The organism is Carboxylicivirga longa, assembly GCF_050589825.1.
GTDB lineage: Bacteria > Bacteroidota > Bacteroidia > Bacteroidales > Marinilabiliaceae > Carboxylicivirga > Carboxylicivirga longa.
In genome coordinates, this window is sequence record NZ_JBNGOZ010000004.1 from 232,285 (window position 1) to 252,283 (window position 19,999).

Sequence of the window (19,999 nt, forward strand, 5' to 3'; positions counted from 1 at the left end):
TTGCATGGTGCCTTGTGCACGATGCAACGGGCATTATGCACTAATAACAGAAAATATGATTCTTAACTCAATTAACTGGAATGTTCATCCCGAGATATTTTCGATAGGATCGTTGCACGTGCGTTACTATGGCCTTCTTTTCGCCATGGGCTTTATGCTGGGTTATTATATTCTTGAGAAAATGTTCAAATCGGAAGACATAAAACAAGAATGGCTCGATAAAATATTTATGTACGTGGTGGTGGCTACCATTGTTGGGGCACGCCTGGGGCACGTGATCTTTTACGGATGGGATTATTACTCGCAGCATCCTGGCGATATCATTAAAATATGGGAGGGCGGATTGGCCAGTCACGGAGGTGCCATCGGAATTCTGATAGCATTACATTATTATTCAAAAAATGTGACGAAAAAGAGCATGATATGGACACTGGATCGCCTGGTGGTACCGGTTGCCCTAACGGCTGTCTTTATTCGTTTAGGTAACCTTATGAACTCTGAAATTTATGGTCATGTTACCGATTTGCCCTGGGGTTTTGTGTTTGAGCGACGCGGTGAAACGCTGCCCAAGCATCCCACGCAGCTATATGAGGCCTTCTGTTATCTGATTACCTTTATCGTGGTGTTCTTCACCTACTGGAAGACCAAGGCCAAGGAGAAGCAGGGCTTGATTTTTGGTATCTTCCTAATCGGTATTTTTGCCTCTCGTTTCTTCATTGAGTTTGTGAAAGAAAATCAGGAGGCCTTTGAAGAAAGCATGACCTTTAATATGGGACAGCTGTTGAGTGTGCCATTTGTCATTGCCGGTGTTTATTACATCTACAATGCGATAAAGAAGTAAATTGCTTTAAAGCATAACTAAAGCAGGCCGTTCAAAAATGAGGTTTTCATATTTTTGAACGGCCTGTTTTCGTTTTTTATACCACCCAACTAAGCGGGTTGATGCTGTGGACGTAATAGGTCCATTACGGTTTTTACCGGATTAAAAGTGCTTATCGGTACCTCAACAAAGAAGCTGAGCCAATGGGCCATGGCACCGTTCCACAGACCCGGTAATTCAAGTGCTTTTAAGGCTTTTCCGTTCTGTGTTTTCTCTGATATAAAGCCGGTTTCCGGATCCACAAAATTCGTCAGGTCAAACTTCTGTCCTTGATAATCTTTCGTATAACACACCAGATCTACCGGATTAAAGTGAGTACTGCTTTTCACTATTTCCTGCTGTTGGCCATCCTTGGGATGTATTTGTGCGCTTTCTACAATCTGCAGGCTTATGGTACCGTCTGATTGTTTCACCCAGAAGGGGCCGCCACCGGGCTCTCCTTCGTTTTTTACCATGCCACACACGCGAATCGGGCGGTTCAGATGTTCTTTAATAAAGGCTGCCTTCTGATTGTGATCCATGCTGGCCATTTTGTCATCGGTGATCTGAAGTTCAGAACAAAGGAAATCCACCCCTTTATCAATGGCATCGGGGGCTTGGCTATCAATTCCCTCAAGAATGGCAAATACCTGCTCTTTTTTACTAAGAAGAAGACCGGCCAGTACCTGCTTATAATGAATGGTGTCGCTCAGTAAATGCTGCGGCACCACGTTATCTATATTTTTGATGAAAACCATTTCTTCTGCAAGGTCATTTAGGTTTTCGATGAGAGCACCATGGCCGGCAGGTCGAAACAGCAGGTTACCATCCGATTGTCTGAAGGGGGTATTGTCGGGCTTAACGGCTAAAGTATTGGTGGAAGGTTTCTGGTAGGAGAATGATACCTCAAATTTACAATTATGGACTTTCTCAAGGGCATTGCGTCGCTCCTCCAATCGTGTTTTAAATAGTGCCTCGTGCTCCGGGCTTACCGTAAAGTGTACCTTACCCTTTGAGCCATCGCTTGCATAGGCAGCTGTCTCCTTTAGGTGTTCTTCCAAGGGCGTAAAGGCACTATTTTCACTATGGTGAAATAATAACAGTCCCTTGGGTAGCTGCCCGTAATTGAGGCCTTTGGGTAATAAAAGTCCTTCAATCAGGGTTGTGGCTGCCTCAACACTAACTGACTCGTTACCGGTATTTACCTGCGTACCTTGAGTGAGGGCATTGCCAAAGGCAAATTTGCGAATGTCACGCAGAAAGGTTTGATAAGGCTCCTGATTGAGAAGTTCTTGTTGGCGGCCATCATCGGCCTGTAAAAATTCAAACAGAGATTTGAACATACGGGTGGCAGCGCCCGATGCCGGCACAAATTTGATCACATCAAGTCCTTGATTTAATGCCCTGTTGTATTTTTCAATAAGCGTAGTTTCATCATATTTGTTGGTTCGGATGATGCCGTCGTTAATCGTGGCTGCTTTTACCAGCCTTGCATAAGGGAAACCGGCTTCAAAATGCTCCAGCTGCTTACTGATGCGTTCGGGTGTAATCCCTTCTTTGTGTATTTGTAAGTAGTCTTTTTCGCTTAGCATATAAATAGATTTTGATATGTAATAATAGTTTTTTTTGTCCTGTTTAACAAGCAAAATACATTTTATCATACTCGCAATACGGCAGCTTATATGCCTGAAGTTATTTAATACAAGGATGTTATTTGTTAAGACATGCTGTTTTTGAAAAATACACCATTAGACTAAATGACTCGAATAGTTGAATGTATTGATTATCAAATATTTAAAAGTTTAGTAATTCGGGAAAATATGATATATTCGCTCACTTAAAAATTTAATATTATTCACGAATCGTTCTTTTATGAAGAGAATAGGATTATTATGTGGGTTAATGATGATGGGTTTTCAGCTATTTGCTGAGGGCTATCAGGTAAACCTGCAGGGAAACAGGCAAACCGGAATGGGACATACTGGTGCCGGCCTTTTAATGGGAGCTAGCAGCATGCATTTCAATCCGGGAGCCTTAAGTTTAATGAAATCAAAATATGATTTTTCGGCAGGTGCAAGTGGTGTATTTTCAAAAAACACTTTTCAGAAAAAGGCACCTTCAGTATATGAGGCTAAATCGGATAACCCTGTAGGCACACCGTTTTATTTTTATGGTGCCACAAAGTTAAATGATAAGCTGGCAATGGGTCTCAGTGTTACATCGCCTTATGGAAATACCCTGAAATGGGGGGATGACTGGGATGGTAAATACCTGATTCAGGATATATCTTTACAAGCGATTTTTATTCAGCCCACTGTGGCCTATCAAATCACCGATAAATTAGGCATTGGCGTCGGATTTATGGCCGTTAGTGGTAGTGTGGACTTAAATAAGGCGCTGCCAGTGCAATATACCGATGAACAAGGAAACCCAATGAATGCGGGAGTCAATATCTCGGGTAATACCTGGGCCTTTGGTTTCAATGCCGGTATTTTTTATAAGGTATCTGATAATTTTACTGCCGGTTTAAGCTATCGATCGGAGGTAATGGTGAAGCTTGATGGCGGTGATGCTGATTTCTCGGTGCCGGGATCATTGGCCGGTTTATACCCCGATACTAAGTTTGACTCCGAATTACCGCTCCCTTCCAATATCACTTTAGGGCTGGGTTATCAGTTAAACGATAAGTGGTTACTGGCAGCTGACCTTCAGTATGTGGGCTGGTCGGCTTATGAAAGCCTAAACTTTGATTTTGAAGCACCAAGTGTGCCTGATTCATACAACCAGCGGGATTTTGAAAATACGATGATTTACCGCCTGGGAGCTGAGTATTCCCTAAATGAAAAAGCGCAGTTCAGAGCCGGTGTCTATTACGATAGTACTCCCATTTCTGAAGATTTGCTGACACCCGAAACCCCGGGAACCAATAAGATTGGTATGTCATTGGGCTTTGGCTATAAATTCACGGACAAATTGTCTTTGGATGCTTCTCTGCTATATATTCATGGAGAAAAGCGAGAAGATGGTTATGCACCCAGTGACTTTTATGGTACCTATTACACCAATGCCATTATTCCGGGTATAGGTATTAATTATTCATTCTAAAAGCGATATGGTAATGATAAAAAAATATACTGATCACCTTTTATTGATGAGTTTGGCGCTGGGCCTATGGTCCTGCGAACCCAATGTGGATACCTTTGTGCCATCTCATGGAAGTGCTGATTTTACGAAGTTTATTGCCATAGGCGATTCATACACCGCCGGATATACCGATGGTGCCCTGGGGCGTCGTGGACAAGAGGAGAGTTTTAGTTATATACTAGGTAAGCAGCTGATGTATGCCGGCAGTGAATCATTTAACCAGCCCTTGGTAAAATCTGAAGCCAGTGTGGGTACAACTGTTCTAGCCGAAAACCAGAACAATGGTTATTTTGAATTAAAAGTGGTAGATGGTGCATTTAAGCCGGTACCCGTACTGGGCGATATGGGCATATTTACTGAAAGCGTGTACAGTGCCAATAATCAAAATTTTGGTGTTCCTGGAGCCAAAGTTACTCATTTAGCACTTGAAGCGCCTTATCCACCGTACTCGACCCTTAATCCTTTCTTTAAGCGCTTTGCCAGTACTCCTGAAGCTACAGTTATGGGTGATGCCCTGGCTGCCCATCCTACTTTTGTGTCGCTGTGGATTGGTAACAATGATGTATTGGGTTACGCCCTTGCCGGTGGTGAAGATGATGAAATTACCGATGTAGCACTTTTTGCGGGTCTTATTGATCAATATGCTGGAGCCATTGCGGCTGGCGGCGCCAAAGCAGTGATGGGTAATATCCCGGCGATTGAAAGTATTCCTTATTTTAATACGGTGGCTTATAATGTGTTGCCGCTGGATGCTGATAAGGCAGCCCAGCTCAATGCTGGCTATACCAAATATAATGAAGGAGTAGATCTGTACAATAGTCAGGTGCCGGAAAACATGCAGCTGCCCTACATTAGTTTTCAGGAAGGAGCCAACGCTCTTATTATTGAAGACGAGGATTATCCCATTAATGGTATGCGCCAGATAAAGACTGATGAGAAATTGGTATTAACCCTGCCCAGTGATAAAATTGCCAATGAAGGCTGGGGAACCATGGTGCCTGTCCCAGCCGAATATGTGTTGGATGAGGAAGAGCTGGAGGATATAGATGTAGCTACTAAAGCCTACAATACTGCCATTAAAGCCACTTGCGAGAAATATGGTTTCGCCATGGTTGATTTGAATAAAAAAATGGAGGAGTTAAGTACCACGGGCTTAATCATCGATGGCCATCGTTACACAAGTCAGTTTGTGACCGGAGGTGTTTTCTCATTGGATGGTATTCATGCCACCGGAAGAGGTTCGGCCATTATCGCCAATGCCTTTATCGATGCGATTAATGCAAAATTCAATGCATCGGTTCCACGGGCTAATATTAACGATTATAACACAGTGGAGTTTCCGTAAGCGGGAAAATCAATAAGGAATAAATATAAAAGATGCCGCAAATAATTTTTGTTGGCATCTTTTTTATTTCAGCTGCATGGTAATGCGCTCCTCCAGGCTGTCGCGCAGGCGTATCAGCAGCGGATGATTAGCTTGAAATGGATGCTCATCAATCCTGCGAATGGGGAGCAAGCGAGGCGAGGTGCCGGAAATAAAGGCGGCCTCCATAACAGGTAGTTCATCCATCGGAAGCGAGCGATACACAATTTTTATCTTCAGCTCAAGTGCACAATTGATAATCTGTTGCCGCATAATGCCCGGCAGTACCTCCTGTTCTTTTGCTGTTATAAGTGTGTCATCTTTTATAAAAAATAGGTTAGAGCGGCTTCCCTCGGTAAGGGCATGGCGATGATTGACCAGCAATGTTTCATACACATGCTCCTGCGCAATAATATCATTGGCTTTATTACGTATGCTTGCATTGTATATTTTGGCCGTGGGATGAGTACGCTCATCATATTGTAGGGTGCATACAATCCCTTCTTTCCTTTCTGCTTCGTTGGGATAGCGGGCCGGTATAAAATAAGCCAGAAAGTAGGCATCTCCATTATTTTTAAACCTTAAATCAAGCTTCACATTCCCATCGTTGATATTATTAGCTGTATAGAGCACCTGCAAACGGCGGGGAAGCATGCTGATGCGCACAGGACTAACTTTGCCGGCTGTTTTTAGGCTATGTGTCAGTCGATTTAAATGATCGTCCAGAAAAAGTGGTGTAGACGCTTGTATACGGAATACCTCATACACGCAGACTTCATCGGGTGCGATGGTGGCGTTGAAGAAATTCACCGACTTAAGAGTTCTGTCCATCAGGAAGTACTGACCTCGTATAGCAGATTGCATCTGAAACAATGGTATCGTTAATATTTCAGTATGAAGATAAGTATTTTTTATAACCCGAAAAAATGTCAGGAGGCAATGTCATAATGCCCTGATCAGGAGTTGTGTAGTAGTCATTTTGTCATAGTGCGAAATCTGCTTATTTACATCGTGTAATAGTAATCTATTGATAATCAGAAATTAGTTTGTTTTTTGTCATTTAGGTGCTGAAATTGGCATCTACTTTGATATTGTCTGTGTGAGTGAATTAAAAATTTGTTGAACTAAATTTTGGAGGAAAAAGCTATGACACTGGCAAAATTATCAAACAACTGGTTTCCATCAGTACCTTCAATCTTCGATAGATTTTTTGATGGAGAATTGATGGATTGGAATAGAACTAATTATTCCAGCACCGATACAACCTTACCCGCCGTTAATGTTACCGAAAATGACAATGAGTTTCTGATTGATGTGGCGGCCCCGGGTTTAAAAAAAGAAGACTTTAAGGTGGATTATGACAATGGCCGATTAACCATTTCATCGGAAAAGAAAAATGAGAAGGAAGAAAAAGAAGGTGAGAAGGTAACAAGGCGTGAGTTCAGCTATCAGTCATTCCAGCGCTCGTTCACCGTATCGGAAAGTGTGATCGATGCTGATAAGATTGGGGCTAACTACGATAATGGCATTCTTCATATCACTTTGCCCAAGCGCGAGGAGGTGAAGCCACGTCCGGCCAAGCAGATTGCTATTAAATAGCCTTAAGGTTTGTCTCAAAAGGGAACATAGATGTGACCTTAAATGATATTGATTTTAATTAACAGAGAGTGCTATGTTGGAGTTATGTAAGAAAGTATTGAATGGTGTACAGGAAGATAAGGAGCTCTTTCGTAAAGAATTGATAAAATCTATGGCATGGCTAAATCGCGAAGATCAAACAAAGTTGAAAGATTATGTGCAGCTAACATTTGCCGATGAGCATGCCGATGTGATACAAGAGGTTCTTAGCACCCAATACGATTTTGCATCCTAACAATATTGAAAAAGCCGTTGGCTGTTTGCGATTGCATCGGCCAACGGCTTTTAATATGTTTTATGGCTCGGTTCTTTATCTGCCGAAATCCATTTAAGGATTAAATACAAAAAAGCTTAACGAATTGGGTGCTTTCAAAGCTTACACGTCCTAATCAGTCTCTCGGCTCTTTTCGCATAACTCACCGCTAATTCCTCACTTCTCACTTCCTACAACCTAACATACTTACACATTAATAGAGCCTAATTAAAGATAATAGTGTATTTTAAGGCTGAAAAATCACTTAAAATATACCTCATGAAGTACTTCTTTATCCTATTGGTATTGCTCGTTGTGGAACCAGTTTATACGGCGGGCAAAAATGTGACGGGCATTGTCTTTAACGACAAAAATAAAAATGGCATCTACGATGCAGGTGATATAGTAATGCCGGATGTTTGTGTCTCTAATCAAAGGGAGGTGGTAAAAACCGATGCGCAAGGACGCTACCAATTGCCTTTGCGTAAAAATGCTTTTATTTATGTGGTGAAGCCCCAAGGCTATGCTCTTCAGCTCGATGAGGATAACATCCCCCAAGGTAATTATTATCATCATCCCAAAGGAACGCCCCGTAATTTAAAATATCCGGGTGTGGAGCCAACAGCTAAACAACCTGTAGAAATTAATTTTCCACTATATGCTACCGGGCTAAAGACGAATTTTCGAATGCTGGCGCTGGGGGATCCGCAGATGCCCAATGATGAAGCACTGGACTATTTCAGGGATGGTGCTGTGGCCGATCTGTTTCGCCACCAGGCCGATTTTTATATGGTGCACGGCGATATTGCTGATGATCATCTTTTGATTTATCCGCGAGAGAAGAAAATAATGGGCAAGCTGAATGTACCCGGCTATCATGTTCCCGGTAATCACGATGTGAACTATCGGTCAGAAGATCGGGTTAATGATTTTGAGACTTACCGAATGGCCTATGGTCCCGATTACTACGCTTTTAACTATGGCAATGTTCACTTTATCGTACTGAATAACATTGCCTACCAGGGATGGGATAAGCTTAATAATAAAGCTGGGCGCTATACTGGCAATCTGGATGATACACAGCTGGAATGGTTGCAAAATGACTTGGCCACCGTGCCACACAATCGGCTGATTGTCATCAATTCGCATATTCCCTTTCTGGAAGGGCCTGCACAGAAAGAGGCCGTTGTTAAGCTGCACCAAATGCTGAGTGACCGGCAGGCCGTGCTCTCACTAAGTGGTCATACCCATCAGGTAAATACTTACCGGCTGGATGAGAATAGCCATTGGCCCTACCCGGGAATGCACGAAGGCGTTATTTTAGGAGCTACTTGCGGCAGTTGGTGGTCCAACCCCAAGGATGAGAATGGCATACCGGTGGCCACCTGTAATGATGGTTCACCCCGTGGCTATTTTGTGTTTGACTTCATGGGTGTCGATTATAGCTACCGTTTCATCCCATTTCATTATCGCGATGATTTTCAGATGCGCGTATCATTGCCCCAGGGACGATTGCAACAATCGGAGTTGGCAGATACTGATATTGTGGTTAACTGGTTTGTGGGGAAGCCACAGCAGAAGGTTGAAGTGCGTATCAATGGTGGAGCTGTGCGGTTGATGGAAAACTTCTATGGCACTGATCCTTTTTATGAGGGTACATTGGACATACGCAAAACAGATCCGGCTTATCCGCCACGTGCCCGTGAAACGCAGCACCTGTGGAAAGTTGCATTGCCTGTTGATTTACCTGTCGGCACACATCATATTGAGGTGACGGCCTACGGCGATAAGGGAAAGACCTATCAGGCCATTAAGCTATTTGCGGTAGAGTAAATAACTAACGAAGGTGTTCAAAAAAAGTATCACGCAGAGACCGCTAGGGATTTCGCGAAAGACATAAAGCAAAGAATGCAATGCTTCAGGCCTTTGCGCACTTTGCGAGAAATATCAAATATCTTTGAACACCTTCGTTTTGTAATATTGCCTTGGAAAAAGGCTTATCGCTTCTTTATTTATCGGGCGCTACGAATCCAGGTAAGACGGTGCCATAACTTTTCCAGCGGTCCCTGGCGGTACTTCTTCATCCACCAATTACAAAATGCAATTTGCAGAATAAACAGTACCACACCCAAATACAAACTACTTAATACCCCAATCTTCGGTGCCATATTCAGGGCAAAGGGGAAGTATATCAGTGAGCCGATAATTGATTGGGTAATGTAGTTGGTAAGGCTCATGCGGCCATAAGCGATAAAAGGCTTCATTAGCTTTTTAAAGAGACTGCTGCGGTATAAAAGAGCAAAGAGACTGACCCAGATAAAAGTAAAGCTAAGCTTCCACCACATATCAATGGCCACGCCCAGCGAGCGGCGGTACATAAATTCTCTGTCGATATAATAGTTCTGACGCAACAGATAGAAACAGGCAGCAGCAACAGTGGCTATGGCCAGCACACGCAACCAGGTTTTTTTATTCTCAGCCAGGTGAGCAAACCAGCCCCTGCGTCCCAGTAACAAGCCCACCAGAAATAAACCGGCAGTTTGCAGGAAACGGCCGTTTTCAATGGCCCACAGCATACTCCATAGCTGACCTATGGTAGTGTTTCCTTTGATAAGTGCCCAAAAAGTACCTTCCGACAAATAGCTTCTCACATCACCATGAAACAGTCTGTTAAGTTGTTTTGGCAGCTCAAAAGCATTGTCCGCAAGTTGCCTGAAAAAGTAGAACAGTTCCACCGGTTGTAGTAAAAAGAAAATTGCCAACAGCAGCACAGCGCGGTCGCCCCACTTGCGAACAACAAATAGCACCAGGCCAACCACAGCATACAGCATTAGTACCTCACCCGGAAAAAAAGCGGCATTAACACAGGCAAAGCCGGCCAGCAGCAAGAGACGCCACAGGTAACGGCCACCAAAACCGAGGCCTCGCGCCTGAGCCCTGGTGTATTGGATGTAAAAGGTGAAGCCAAACAGAAGGGCAAAAATTGAATAAGTTTTGCCCGCAAATAAAAAGAAAAGGGTATCCCAGGCGGCACGATCAGCGGTGCCCATGGCCTCAAAAGCAGTGGGGAAGACATACAGATTGAAACGTTCGATATTGTGCAACAGCATAATGGCCATAATGGCAAAGCCGCGCAATACATCCACTACTTCAATGCGCTTGGTGTTAACAGAGAGTGAACTCATTTTTATAAGTTTTGTGTTTATAAATGATCCTGATAATGGGGGTTGGGGTGGGCAAAGCGCCAAAAATAGTATTTATTTATTGGTTTTAATACTCCTTTGGATAGGCTTTGCCCAATTATCATGGGCACAATTCAACTGTTCACTTGTCTCCTTATTCTTGGGTGGTTTACGAAAGCGTAGTAGTCATTTAAAATGTGATGTAATGGCAGCAGCTCTTAAATGCCTTTAATGCGCTGCAAAAAGGCAGAAAAGGCTCCTTTATCTATCTCTCCTGATTTGCGGGCTTGATTAATAATTACTCGCTGATTATCGGCGGTAAGGTAAAATTTAAAGATATAATCGGCTGTTTCATCAATGCCCATCTTGCCAAAGCGCAGATCTGCCAAGTATAGTCCTTCTGTATCTTTGCCTACCTGGTAATAGCCCTTGGTGAAAAGAAGGAGTTTTTGAAGGTCCGTATCATGGCTCAGCGGTGCGAGAAGATGCTCGTTACGGGGAATGTAAATAAAGTCGGTGGGGTGGTGCTCGTCAAAGTTAGAATACAGGGCCATGTGGTATCCGTCAGATGCCTCAGCAATACCCATCCATAAGAAGTTACTCAGGGGTAGCGGGCTTGTGCGGAAGCGTTCATAACTAATGTCTTGCGCCTTAAAGGCTTGTTCAAATACTTTATTCACATAAAACTTATTGGCCACAGTAAGGCTCAGGTAACCAGTTGTTAAAGCCAGGGTGCCCACCATTAAGTAACGGCGTATCTTAGATTTTCTGTTGAAAAAGGGTAGTGTAAGCAAGGCCAACAAGAAAGGGAGGGTGTAAAATACATCTACAATGCCAATGGTGCCGAGTTCAACACGATAAGATGAGAAGGGCAGAAAGGCGCCGGTTCCATAGGTGGTTAGGTAGTCGAGCAAGGGATGGGTAAAGATTGACCAAAACATAAGTTGGGTCCATTCTATGCGGGTAATGAGCATTTTTTTTCGGTGGATGCGGTGAATCAACCAGCCCATGATAGGAGCCATCAAAAAGGCAAACACAAGGCTGTGACTAAATCCCCTGTGTACAAAGAGCCCATCTGCCACACTGTAAAATCGTGTGAACAGCACATCCATATCGGGGATCAGTCCCCCTACAGCTCCCCACATCAGGGCTTTGTTACCGGCTTTTTTCCCTAAAACCACTTCTCCTATTCCGGCACCCAACACTGTTTGTGTTACTATATCCATCAATTTGTTTATTATTTTGACATACTATTTTGAAAAATAACGATTCAACATTTATTTGGTTGCATAAAAAGGGCTGCTCTTTTGAAAAGAAAATGAGCTATTGCATATCTTTGATGATGGCAGAAATTGAAAGTTAAGTGATTATGAAGATCGAAAAGGAGAATGAAGACACAACAAGGGGCTACCTACAGGTTTATACCGGTAATGGTAAAGGGAAAACCACAGCAGCTATCGGCCTTACCATTAGAGCTGTGGGAGCCGGTAAGCGGGTTTTCTTCGCTCAGTTTGTAAAGGGGATGATATACTCCGAGGTAAAGGTGCTACAAGGACTTGCTCCTGCCGTTACCATCAAACAATATGGTTTGGAGTGTTTTATACACAAGGCGCCCACCCCAGCCGATGTGGAAGCAGCCCGTAATGGCTTGCTTAAGGTGAAGCAGATAATTGAATCAGGTAATTATGATATGGTGGTGTTGGATGAAGCCAATATCGCCCTCTACTATCAGTTGTTTAGCCTTGATGAATTCCTTGAAATCCTGAAAAATAAACCCTCTGCTACCGAGATCATTATTACAGGGCGTTACGCACCCGGTGCACTCATTGATATGGCTGACCTTGTATCTGAGATGAAAGAAATAAAGCATTATTACAGCACCGGCGTGTCAGCCAGGGAGGGAGTAGAGTTTTAGCCGACACATTGATGCCCAATTACTAAGTAAAACAGCCCTTGCTTTGAACATCTGGATCTTGAATTTATGATCAATTTAGTCCATAATTTTTATTTCGTATTTAAGTGATATGTAGATAGTCAATTAGCTGCTTAGCCCTAATGGCACCTGCTTTTTTTGGTAACTATTACCCTTCATTGGCGTATCATTACCTGCATTTTTATTCTAAACATAGAATTAGGAAAAATTTATTAACCTGTGTTGTTACTGCGTAGGCATCATCCAGTGGGATATGTGTACGTAAACAACTGCATGAAACAAATTAACATGAAGAAGATGAATTGGCTATCAGCACTTATGCTGGGTAGTATGATTGCCTTTACGGCATGCAGCGATGATGAAGCTAAGGGTGATGTATTCAGCGACCTGACCCCCGAGGCACACAAGCAGGAGATAGAACGCGAAGGTGTGGCTCTTGTGAAGAAGATGGAGGCTGCCAAAAGCTTAGAGACTTTCGATGTGATCGACGGATTTTTTACGCTGATGGATCGTACAACAGCTCAGCCTCCGGTGGCGTTAGCGATGCCCCTTACAGAGTTGCAAAATTTAAGCGAAGGCAATAAAACCATGGTGAGTGCACCGGCTGCCCTTGTGGCTCAGTACCGTATTTCAGATGAGTTTAAAAGCCAGACGGGTATTTATGAGTGGGATGAAGAAGCCACGGATTGGAGGTTGCTTGCTGCATCGGATACCGAAGCTACCTTCCGCTTTACGGTGAAAGAGCAGGCTGCGGAGATTAGCGTGTACAATTTTTCCACCAAAGATGCCACGCATCAGGATGAGTATGCAGAAACCGTTACAGAGTTGCCTTTAAGCCTGAATGCGCATGTGAAGTTAGGGGAGGCCGTGCTCACCAGCTTTAGCTTAGTGGCAGAATGGAACGAGGATGATACGCCCAGAAACATTGTGGAGACCATTACACTGGAAGATTTCTCTTTTACCGGCGAGCTGGTAAATACCAATACGGTGGTAAGTGCTGGTACGGCTTTCAAGTATAACAGCGATGTCATCTATGCCAATGGATTTCAGTTGGACGGTAACTTTAGCTACGATGAAATTTTCAATACCATACCCCAGGAAGGTGGTGACATGAATTCGGTATTTGCTCAAGAAGTACTGGCGCGTGCCAATGCCTGGTTTCAGCTGGGTAATATTAAAATTGAAGGTATTTTTGATGTGAAGGGCTTTATGGACGGTTTTGTTGATAAGGCAGGATCACTCACTGAAAATTCAACAGAAGAGGATTTTAATAATATGATGGTGGAGCTCATCAATGAATATGCCTTGTTCTATGTGCGTTTTGCCGATTCAAATGAAATCATTGCCAAAGGCGAGTTTTATCTGAAGGAAGTAAACGATTATTATGGCGGAACACATGTTGAGCCGGCTTTCCTGATGGTGTTTGGCGACGGTTCCAAAGTATCTGTAGATGACTTTGTAAAAGAAGGATTTGGTGATCTGATCACTGAGCTGGAAGCCTTTACAAAGGCTATGGACGCTGCTTATGGCGGCGACACAACGCCCGTTCAGTAATTTTTTATGGATGATAAGCTGAGTTTGGGGTAAAGTTTAATTCTAACGCCAACTCAGCTTAATGGTATTAATGGGGAATGTCCGAAATATAGGCTTCGCTTACATTGCGAATGATCATCATTTGGGACATTCCCTAATATTTTATTTTTCCCTTTGAGAGCGCTTATACTTCTTAGTTTATTTTTTTATTCCTTCGGGCTATGGGCACAAAATACATCCAATTGCCTTCAGGGACGGGTGGTGGCTGCCGATGATGGAGGTGCCATACCCTTTGCCCATCTGCGGACACCGGATGGTTTGTTGGGTACGGTAAGCGATGCCAACGGAGACTTTTCGCTTTGTGGCTTTACCGAGGCTCACACACAGCTTATTGTAGGTCATACAGCCTTTGAAACCAAAACCATTACCATTAACCCAGAGTGTTCGGCCCACCTGACTGTGCACTTGTCGATAAAAATTTATGAAGCGGCTGAGGTGAAAGTCCTGGCCACCCGAAACAGCCTTGTCAAAAGCCCAACGCCCGGTAAGCTCACGCTCAAAAATGAAGACGTACTCGCTTTACCCGCCTTTATGGGCAGTCCGGATGTGCTAAGGGGATTACAGCTGCTGCCCGGCATGCAGTCGGTAAGCGAGGGCAATGGCGGCATTTACGTTAGGGGAGGATCACCCGGACAAAATTATGTGCTCTTCGACCATATTGAACTGATGAATCCGACCCACCTGATGGGCGTTTACTCGGTTTTTAATCCTTTATTAAGCACTAAAGTTGATTTTTACAAAGGCAATGCACCCCTGCATTTATCCGGCCGACTGGCATCTTCTATATTGGTCGAAAGTGAGTACCAAAAGCGCGATAGTAGTAACTGGGCAGGCAATGTGGGCAATGTTGTCACCAACCTTAGTTATCGCGCACAGTCCAGGGATGAAAAGTGGTTTGTAAGCACCGGACTGCGGCGCAGTTATCTGGATGTGCTGGCTGGTATGACCAGTTTGTTCGTCAGTGATGAGCAGAATTATTTCAAGCAAAACGATTATGCTTTTTATGACTGGAATGGCAAGGTAAGTTACAGCACGGCGAATAATCGTATTCAGTTAAGCTGGTACCTTGGACAGGATAATTTTAGGATGCAGGCCTATAACTCCACTATTAAATCGCAGGCTCGGTGGGGAAATAAAGGGGCTGCTTTGCACTGGTATAAGTCATTGTGTCCGGGACTTAGCATGAGCAATACCTTATCCTACTCATCATATGGCTCAGAATTTGGCGCATCATTGCCCGACGGACGGATGCGTTTTGCCAGCAACTACCGGCAGATGAGCTTAAGCAATTACTTTAGCTATGAAAAGGGAGGGCAGTTATGGCGATGGGGATTTACCCTCAAAGGCTATGACGTATCCCCTCAAGAACTGGAAGTGAGTAATTTTACCGATCATAGTGCTGCGACTCATCAATACCGCAGTGCTGCCCTACGGTGCTTTATAAGTAATCATTTTAACCTTAGTAGTAAGTGGACGGCCTCACTGGGAGCTGCGCTTAATATCTACCGTTATCCTGATGCCTTCCCAACTCAGGGTGCCATAACACATGGATCGGCTTTTCAGCTAAAGCCCAATGTGCGGGCCACTCTTAGTTATGCCCAACAGCCCAATGCAGCCTGTAAGCTCTCTTATGCCTTTAATACGCAGGATATGCACCTGGCCTCCATGGCTTCCATTCCCCTGCCTACCGATATATGGATGCCGGCCACCCGGCAACTGCCCATTGAAGAGGGGCACCAGTTTACAGCTGGCTATTTCCAGTCGCTTCCCGCTCTGAATATAGAGTGGGGTATTGAGGGTTATGCCAAGTATATGAACAATATGCTTTTGTTGAAGCTGAATTCGGAAATGACGCAGCAGCATAACTTTGAGGAGAGTTTTTATGCCGGCCGTGGATTGGCCTGGGGCAGCGAACTCTATCTGCAGCAGCGGGCAGACAAAATGAATTTTACACTTTCCTACACTCTTGGCTGGACACGGCAGCAATTTGATGGTATCAATCAGGGACGGTGGCACGATGCCAAGTACGACCGTCGTAATGATCTTAACCTGCAGGCATCATACCTTCTCAACCAGCGCCTTGATGTAAGCACTGTATTTGTGTATGCCACGGGTAACAAGGCCACCTTGCCAACGGGGCGATACTGGCTGATGGGTTCCATTGCCAATGATTATGCCGGAGTAAATAACTATCGTATGCCGGCTTATCACCGCATGGATGTGTCCATGAATTACAAGTTGAGGTCAAAGTTCTTTCATGAATCGGTTTTGAGTCTGTCAGTCATTAATATATACGGTCGCAGCAATCCTTATTATATCTATTTCAGAGTTGAAGAGGGGCAGGATGATTATGAGCTGAGCATAACTGCCCGGCAGGTATCTTTATTTCCCATTATGCCGGCTATCAGTTGGCGCTTTAAATTTTAGTGATATGCGCATTTTATTACTGTTTTTTTTAATTTTCAGTGTCTCATGCAGCAAAGATATAGTGCTGGAGCCCATGCCTTACGAAACCAAACTTGTGGTAGATGGGTGGATTGAAAATGGTGAGTTGGCGCAGGTGTTGCTGACCATGAGTTCGCCTTTTATGACCGAGTATGATTCGGCATCCATACGCAATACCTTTGTGAATTATGCCCGTGTCAGCATCCGCAACAGTATAGGGGAAAGTGAGGTGCTGACATTAAGCCATTGCGCTGATTTTTTTCCGCCTTTTGTGTATAAAACCATTAAGATGAAGGGCCAAGTGGGAGAGACCTACACGCTTAAAGTAGAGGCTCGTGGTAAAGTGCTTACAGGGGTCACAACCATCCCTGCCCTGCCGCTTGTTGATGAGGTGTTTATGCAGTCTGTGTCCGATACCAGTCAAATCTTATATGCAATTATTAGGGATGATGCCTTAAGTAAGAACTACTACTATTCGCAGATATATACAAGGCATTACGACACGCGTTTTCATCCCTCGGGAAATCCCTTGCTCAACGACCACCTTTTTAATGGGAAAGAGCATTTGCTAATGGTCAAAAGAAGTGAACAGGCCGACCCGCTCAATATTCATCATATGGATACTGACCGTAATATTTTGCCCGATGAGTTTGCCATATCGGATACGGTTGTGCTTAAAATTTCGCAGATTGATGCTGAAACTTACCGGGTACTCAACGGTATTTACATTGATCATTTGAGTCAGGGCAGTCCTTTTACCTTTGTTGATCAGCAAACGCCTACCAATATTCAAGGTGGAATTGGTCGCTGGACAGGTTTAGCCACCCAACGCTTTCTGGTACATCAATAGCGTGTTGGGCTGATTACCTGCTTACTCAAAAACAAAGGCGGCTGCCCCATATCTGAGACAGCCGCACACTTATGAATGGTCTTTTTTTCTACCGAATGCGATCCATGGATTTGAGCAAAGCAATATCCTTTGCGATGGCACGTAAGGCCATAAAAGTGAGAATTAATGCCACCAGCGGAAAGGCTGTAGTAAGTTTGTAGCTCATTACCCCGCTTACTTCATCGATTAACTGCGTGCCCAGGTAGTATATCATCCCCGTTGAGCCAAGCAGCAAGGCCATATTTATGCCGCACAAACGTATTTGTAATACCCGGTTTTTGTACATGAGGATAGTGAGGAAAGAAATGATGGTGGCCACCGTGAGCAGAATCGCCAGTGCCAGTGTAGGTACCAGCATCTCGCCCCCGCTATTTTCCAGTCCACGATAAATAAAATTATAGATTTCCTTAGCCTCGGTTTCGATATGTGCAAAGGGCAAAAAGAACAGACTCGCCATCAGCAGTCCGCTTAATAAAAGATAAATCGTTTGAATACGTTGTATCATGATGCTTTGTTTTGGTTCGTTTTTCGAAATGCGAATTTACATATTTCTGTGCACATACGCCCACTGAAATACACGATTCAGGATAAAGACATCTAAACCTTATTAGATCTCTCTATCTGCTGCTAGCTCTCCTAAAGTTCATGTGACCAAGAAGCTGGGGTCCTCTCCGCCGTATAAAGGAGGAGTGCAAGATAGAGGAGAAGCGGATGGTGTTGTTTAACTCTCTGCCGTACTTCGTTTATCTACTGTGGTAATGCTGCATATATATTTTAAAAGGGAGTGTTTCGTAACAAAATCTTTCTTTCATTTGTTAATAACTTTTCCTTTGGGTGGGCTAAAAACAGGCGCTATCGAATGTTTTAAATCAAAAAATGGTTAATTTAACACAAAATTTAATTTTTATGAGAAAAATTGAAGCATCTGAATTAATTATAAACCCGGACGGCAGCATTTTTCACTTGCACCTAAAGCCGGGTGAAATTGCAGACAACATTATATTGGTAGGCGACCCCGGACGCGTGGAACTGGTTAGTTCATTTTTTGATACCATAGAGTTAAAGAAAGCCAACCGTGAGTTTGTAACCTGCACGGGTGCGCTCAATGGCAAACGGATAACGGTTGTAGCCACTGGTATTGGAACCGATAATATCGACATTGTGGTAAATGAATTGGATGCGCTGGTTAATGTTGACTTTGATACTCGTACTGTAAAGAAAGAGCATACTCAATTGAATTTTGTACGCATTGGTACTTCCGGTGCATTGCAAAAGGACATTCCCGTTGAGTCGTGGCTGTTAAGTGAAAAATCTATTGGTTTCGATGGACTCCTTAACTTCTACGCCCGTCGTAACGAGGTAGCTGATTTGGATTTTGAAAAAGCCTTTGTTAAGGCGCTAGACTGGAATCCCTTACTCACGGCTCCTTATGTGATGGAAGCAGCTCCTGCTTTACTCCATAGGCTGGATGGCGGTAAGGTAGTGCGTGGTGTCACCATTTCGGCACCCGGTTTTTATGGCCCTCAGGGGCGTGAGTTACGGCTCGATCTGGCGGATAAGCACATTAACCAAAAAATATCGGATTTCCGTTATCAGGATTACCGTGTTACCAACTACGAGATGGAATGCTCAGCCATATACGGCCTCTCTGCTCTGTTAGGACACAATGCGGCCACCGTGTGTGTCATTATTGCCAACCGACTGGCAGGTGAGGCCAGTGTGGATTATAAACCGGGCATGAAAGAGCTGATTCAGCACGTATTAAAAGGATTGACCAAGTAATGAGGAAATATGGATAGAGAACGGATAAAGGCCTTGATCAGTTTGCTTGACGATCCCAATGATGAGGTGTATGCTTCGGTAGAGGACGCCTTGCTAAAATCGCCGGTGGAGATTATACCGGAGCTTGAAAAGGCCTGGGAAGGCTCCTTGGACGATGTGTTTCAGCAGCGTATTGAGAATATCATCCACTCTATCCAACTTAAAGATGTTTTTACCGGTCTTATGCAATGGCTGAAATCGCCCACGCACGATTTGTTGTATGGTTCCTTCCTGGTTTGTAAATACCAGTACCCCGAAGTAAGCCTGGTGCAATTAAAAGAACAGCTGTCCGAGCTGCGCAAGGATATATGGCTGGAAATGAACGAACATTTAACCGCCCTTGAGAAAGTGAGGGTTGTCAACCATGTGCTGTTTCATAACCATAAGTTCTCGCGTAATACTAGTAAGTATCTTGCACCTGAGAATAACTATATTAACGAGGTGCTTGCTAGTCAAAAGGGCAATCCTCTATCGGTTTCAATCATTTATTCCATCTTATGCCGCGAGCTGGGCATGCCGGTATTTGGGGTTAATCTTCCCAAGAATTTTGTTTTGGCCTATCTCGATGAAGCCGCTGTGGATAGGGGTGAAGTACCCAAGGACCGATCTGCAGTGCTGTTCTATATTAATCCTATTAATAAGGGTGCTGTGCTGGGGCGTAAGGAAATTGAATATTTTATAAAGCAGCAAAAACTTCAGCCCAAAGAAGAATATTTTTTACCTTGCAATAATATAACAATTATTAGGCGTATGCTTAATAACCTGAGTGTGGCTTATGATAGCCATGGTGAAGAAACCAAAAAGCAGGAGATCCAAAAATTATTGGCTTTGTTTAGTGATTATGAACAGGGTTTATTGTAGTATTTTAAAGTATTGAAT

At 43.8% G+C, this 19,999-nt stretch carries 17 protein-coding genes; 12 read left to right on the forward strand and 5 right to left on the reverse strand.

Going from position 1 to position 19,999, the window contains the following annotated elements; translation table 11 throughout:
- Nucleotides 1-55 precede the first annotated feature (55 nt).
- On the forward strand, nt 56-841 hold the full coding sequence (gene lgt / locus ACRD7A_RS05275; RefSeq protein ID WP_430810087.1) for a prolipoprotein diacylglyceryl transferase: 786 nt from the start codon (nt 56-58) through the stop codon (nt 839-841).
- An 89-nt stretch (nt 842-930) separates the two neighbouring features.
- On the opposite strand, the gene ACRD7A_RS05280 is transcribed toward lgt, so the two are convergent.
- Nucleotides 931-2,451, reverse strand: coding sequence for a DUF4301 family protein (locus ACRD7A_RS05280; protein ID WP_430810088.1), 1,521 nt, complete (start codon nt 2,449-2,451; stop codon nt 931-933).
- A 280-nt stretch (nt 2,452-2,731) separates the two neighbouring features.
- Between ACRD7A_RS05280 and ACRD7A_RS05285 the strand changes: the two genes are divergently transcribed.
- Nucleotides 2,732-3,964, forward strand: a complete 1,233-nt coding sequence (locus ACRD7A_RS05285) for an OmpP1/FadL family transporter (RefSeq protein ID WP_430810089.1) — start codon at nt 2,732-2,734, stop codon at nt 3,962-3,964.
- Between the two features lie 13 nt (nt 3,965-3,977).
- A complete protein-coding gene (locus ACRD7A_RS05290; protein ID WP_430810090.1) occupies nt 3,978-5,348 on the forward strand; it encodes an SGNH/GDSL hydrolase family protein in 1,371 nt (456 codons plus the stop codon).
- A 63-nt stretch (nt 5,349-5,411) separates the two neighbouring features.
- On the opposite strand, the gene ACRD7A_RS05295 is transcribed toward ACRD7A_RS05290, so the two are convergent.
- On the reverse strand, nt 5,412-6,230 hold the full coding sequence (locus ACRD7A_RS05295) for an aminotransferase class IV (RefSeq protein WP_430810091.1): 819 nt from the start codon (nt 6,228-6,230) through the stop codon (nt 5,412-5,414).
- Between the two features lie 282 nt (nt 6,231-6,512).
- Between ACRD7A_RS05295 and ACRD7A_RS05300 the strand changes: the two genes are divergently transcribed.
- The 3 genes from ACRD7A_RS05300 (at nt 6,513) to ACRD7A_RS05310 (ending at nt 9,090) form a co-directional block, all read left to right on the forward strand.
- Entirely contained in the window at nt 6,513-6,965 is a 453-nt protein-coding gene (locus tag ACRD7A_RS05300) for an Hsp20/alpha crystallin family protein (RefSeq protein WP_430810092.1), read from the forward strand.
- Between the two features lie 73 nt (nt 6,966-7,038).
- The gene (locus ACRD7A_RS05305) at nt 7,039-7,239 is read left to right on the forward strand and encodes a hypothetical protein (protein ID WP_430810093.1); all 201 of its coding nucleotides are present in this window, start codon (nt 7,039-7,041) and stop codon (nt 7,237-7,239) included.
- Nucleotides 7,240-7,536: 297 nt separating this feature from the next.
- Nucleotides 7,537-9,090, forward strand: a complete 1,554-nt coding sequence (locus ACRD7A_RS05310) for a calcineurin-like phosphoesterase C-terminal domain-containing protein (protein WP_430810094.1) — start codon at nt 7,537-7,539, stop codon at nt 9,088-9,090.
- 179 nt (nt 9,091-9,269) lie between these two features.
- Here ACRD7A_RS05310 and ACRD7A_RS05315 read toward each other — a convergent pair whose 3' ends face one another.
- Together ACRD7A_RS05315 and ACRD7A_RS05320 are read right to left on the reverse strand one after the other, a co-directional pair.
- Nucleotides 9,270-10,442 carry a DUF418 domain-containing protein gene (locus tag ACRD7A_RS05315; protein ID WP_430810095.1) on the reverse strand — a complete coding sequence of 391 codons (1,173 nt, stop codon included), beginning with the start codon at nt 10,440-10,442 and terminating at the stop codon, nt 9,270-9,272.
- Nucleotides 10,443-10,657: 215 nt separating this feature from the next.
- Nucleotides 10,658-11,665 (reverse strand): metal-dependent hydrolase, encoded by a 1,008-nt coding sequence (locus ACRD7A_RS05320; protein WP_430810096.1) that lies wholly within the window; start codon nt 11,663-11,665, stop codon nt 10,658-10,660.
- A 143-nt stretch (nt 11,666-11,808) separates the two neighbouring features.
- On the opposite strand from ACRD7A_RS05320, the gene cobO reads away from it, so the two are divergent.
- The 4 genes from cobO to ACRD7A_RS05340 all read left to right on the forward strand — a co-directional run bounded on the left by cobO (nt 11,809) and on the right by ACRD7A_RS05340 (nt 17,260).
- Nucleotides 11,809-12,354 carry a cob(I)yrinic acid a,c-diamide adenosyltransferase gene (gene cobO, locus ACRD7A_RS05325; RefSeq protein WP_430810097.1) on the forward strand — a complete coding sequence of 182 codons (546 nt, stop codon included), beginning with the start codon at nt 11,809-11,811 and terminating at the stop codon, nt 12,352-12,354.
- Between the two features lie 306 nt (nt 12,355-12,660).
- Nucleotides 12,661-13,926: a hypothetical protein gene (locus ACRD7A_RS05330; protein WP_430810098.1), complete on the forward strand. Its 1,266-nt coding sequence runs from the start codon at nt 12,661-12,663 to the stop codon at nt 13,924-13,926.
- Between the two features lie 153 nt (nt 13,927-14,079).
- Nucleotides 14,080-16,392, forward strand: coding sequence for a TonB-dependent receptor (locus tag ACRD7A_RS05335; RefSeq protein WP_430810099.1), 2,313 nt, complete (start codon nt 14,080-14,082; stop codon nt 16,390-16,392).
- 4 nt (nt 16,393-16,396) lie between these two features.
- The gene (locus ACRD7A_RS05340) at nt 16,397-17,260 is read left to right on the forward strand and encodes a DUF4249 domain-containing protein (protein ID WP_430810100.1); all 864 of its coding nucleotides are present in this window, start codon (nt 16,397-16,399) and stop codon (nt 17,258-17,260) included.
- An 88-nt stretch (nt 17,261-17,348) separates the two neighbouring features.
- On the opposite strand, the gene ACRD7A_RS05345 is transcribed toward ACRD7A_RS05340, so the two are convergent.
- Nucleotides 17,349-17,804, reverse strand: coding sequence for a DUF4293 domain-containing protein (locus ACRD7A_RS05345; protein WP_430810101.1), 456 nt, complete (start codon nt 17,802-17,804; stop codon nt 17,349-17,351).
- A gap of 401 nt (nt 17,805-18,205) precedes the next feature.
- Between ACRD7A_RS05345 and ACRD7A_RS05350 the strand changes: the two genes are divergently transcribed.
- Entirely contained in the window at nt 18,206-19,081 is an 876-nt protein-coding gene (locus ACRD7A_RS05350) for a nucleoside phosphorylase (RefSeq protein WP_430810102.1), read from the forward strand.
- Nucleotides 19,082-19,090: 9 nt separating this feature from the next.
- Nucleotides 19,091-19,981, forward strand: coding sequence for a transglutaminase-like domain-containing protein (locus ACRD7A_RS05355; protein WP_430810103.1), 891 nt, complete (start codon nt 19,091-19,093; stop codon nt 19,979-19,981).
- Nucleotides 19,982-19,999 lie beyond the last annotated feature (18 nt).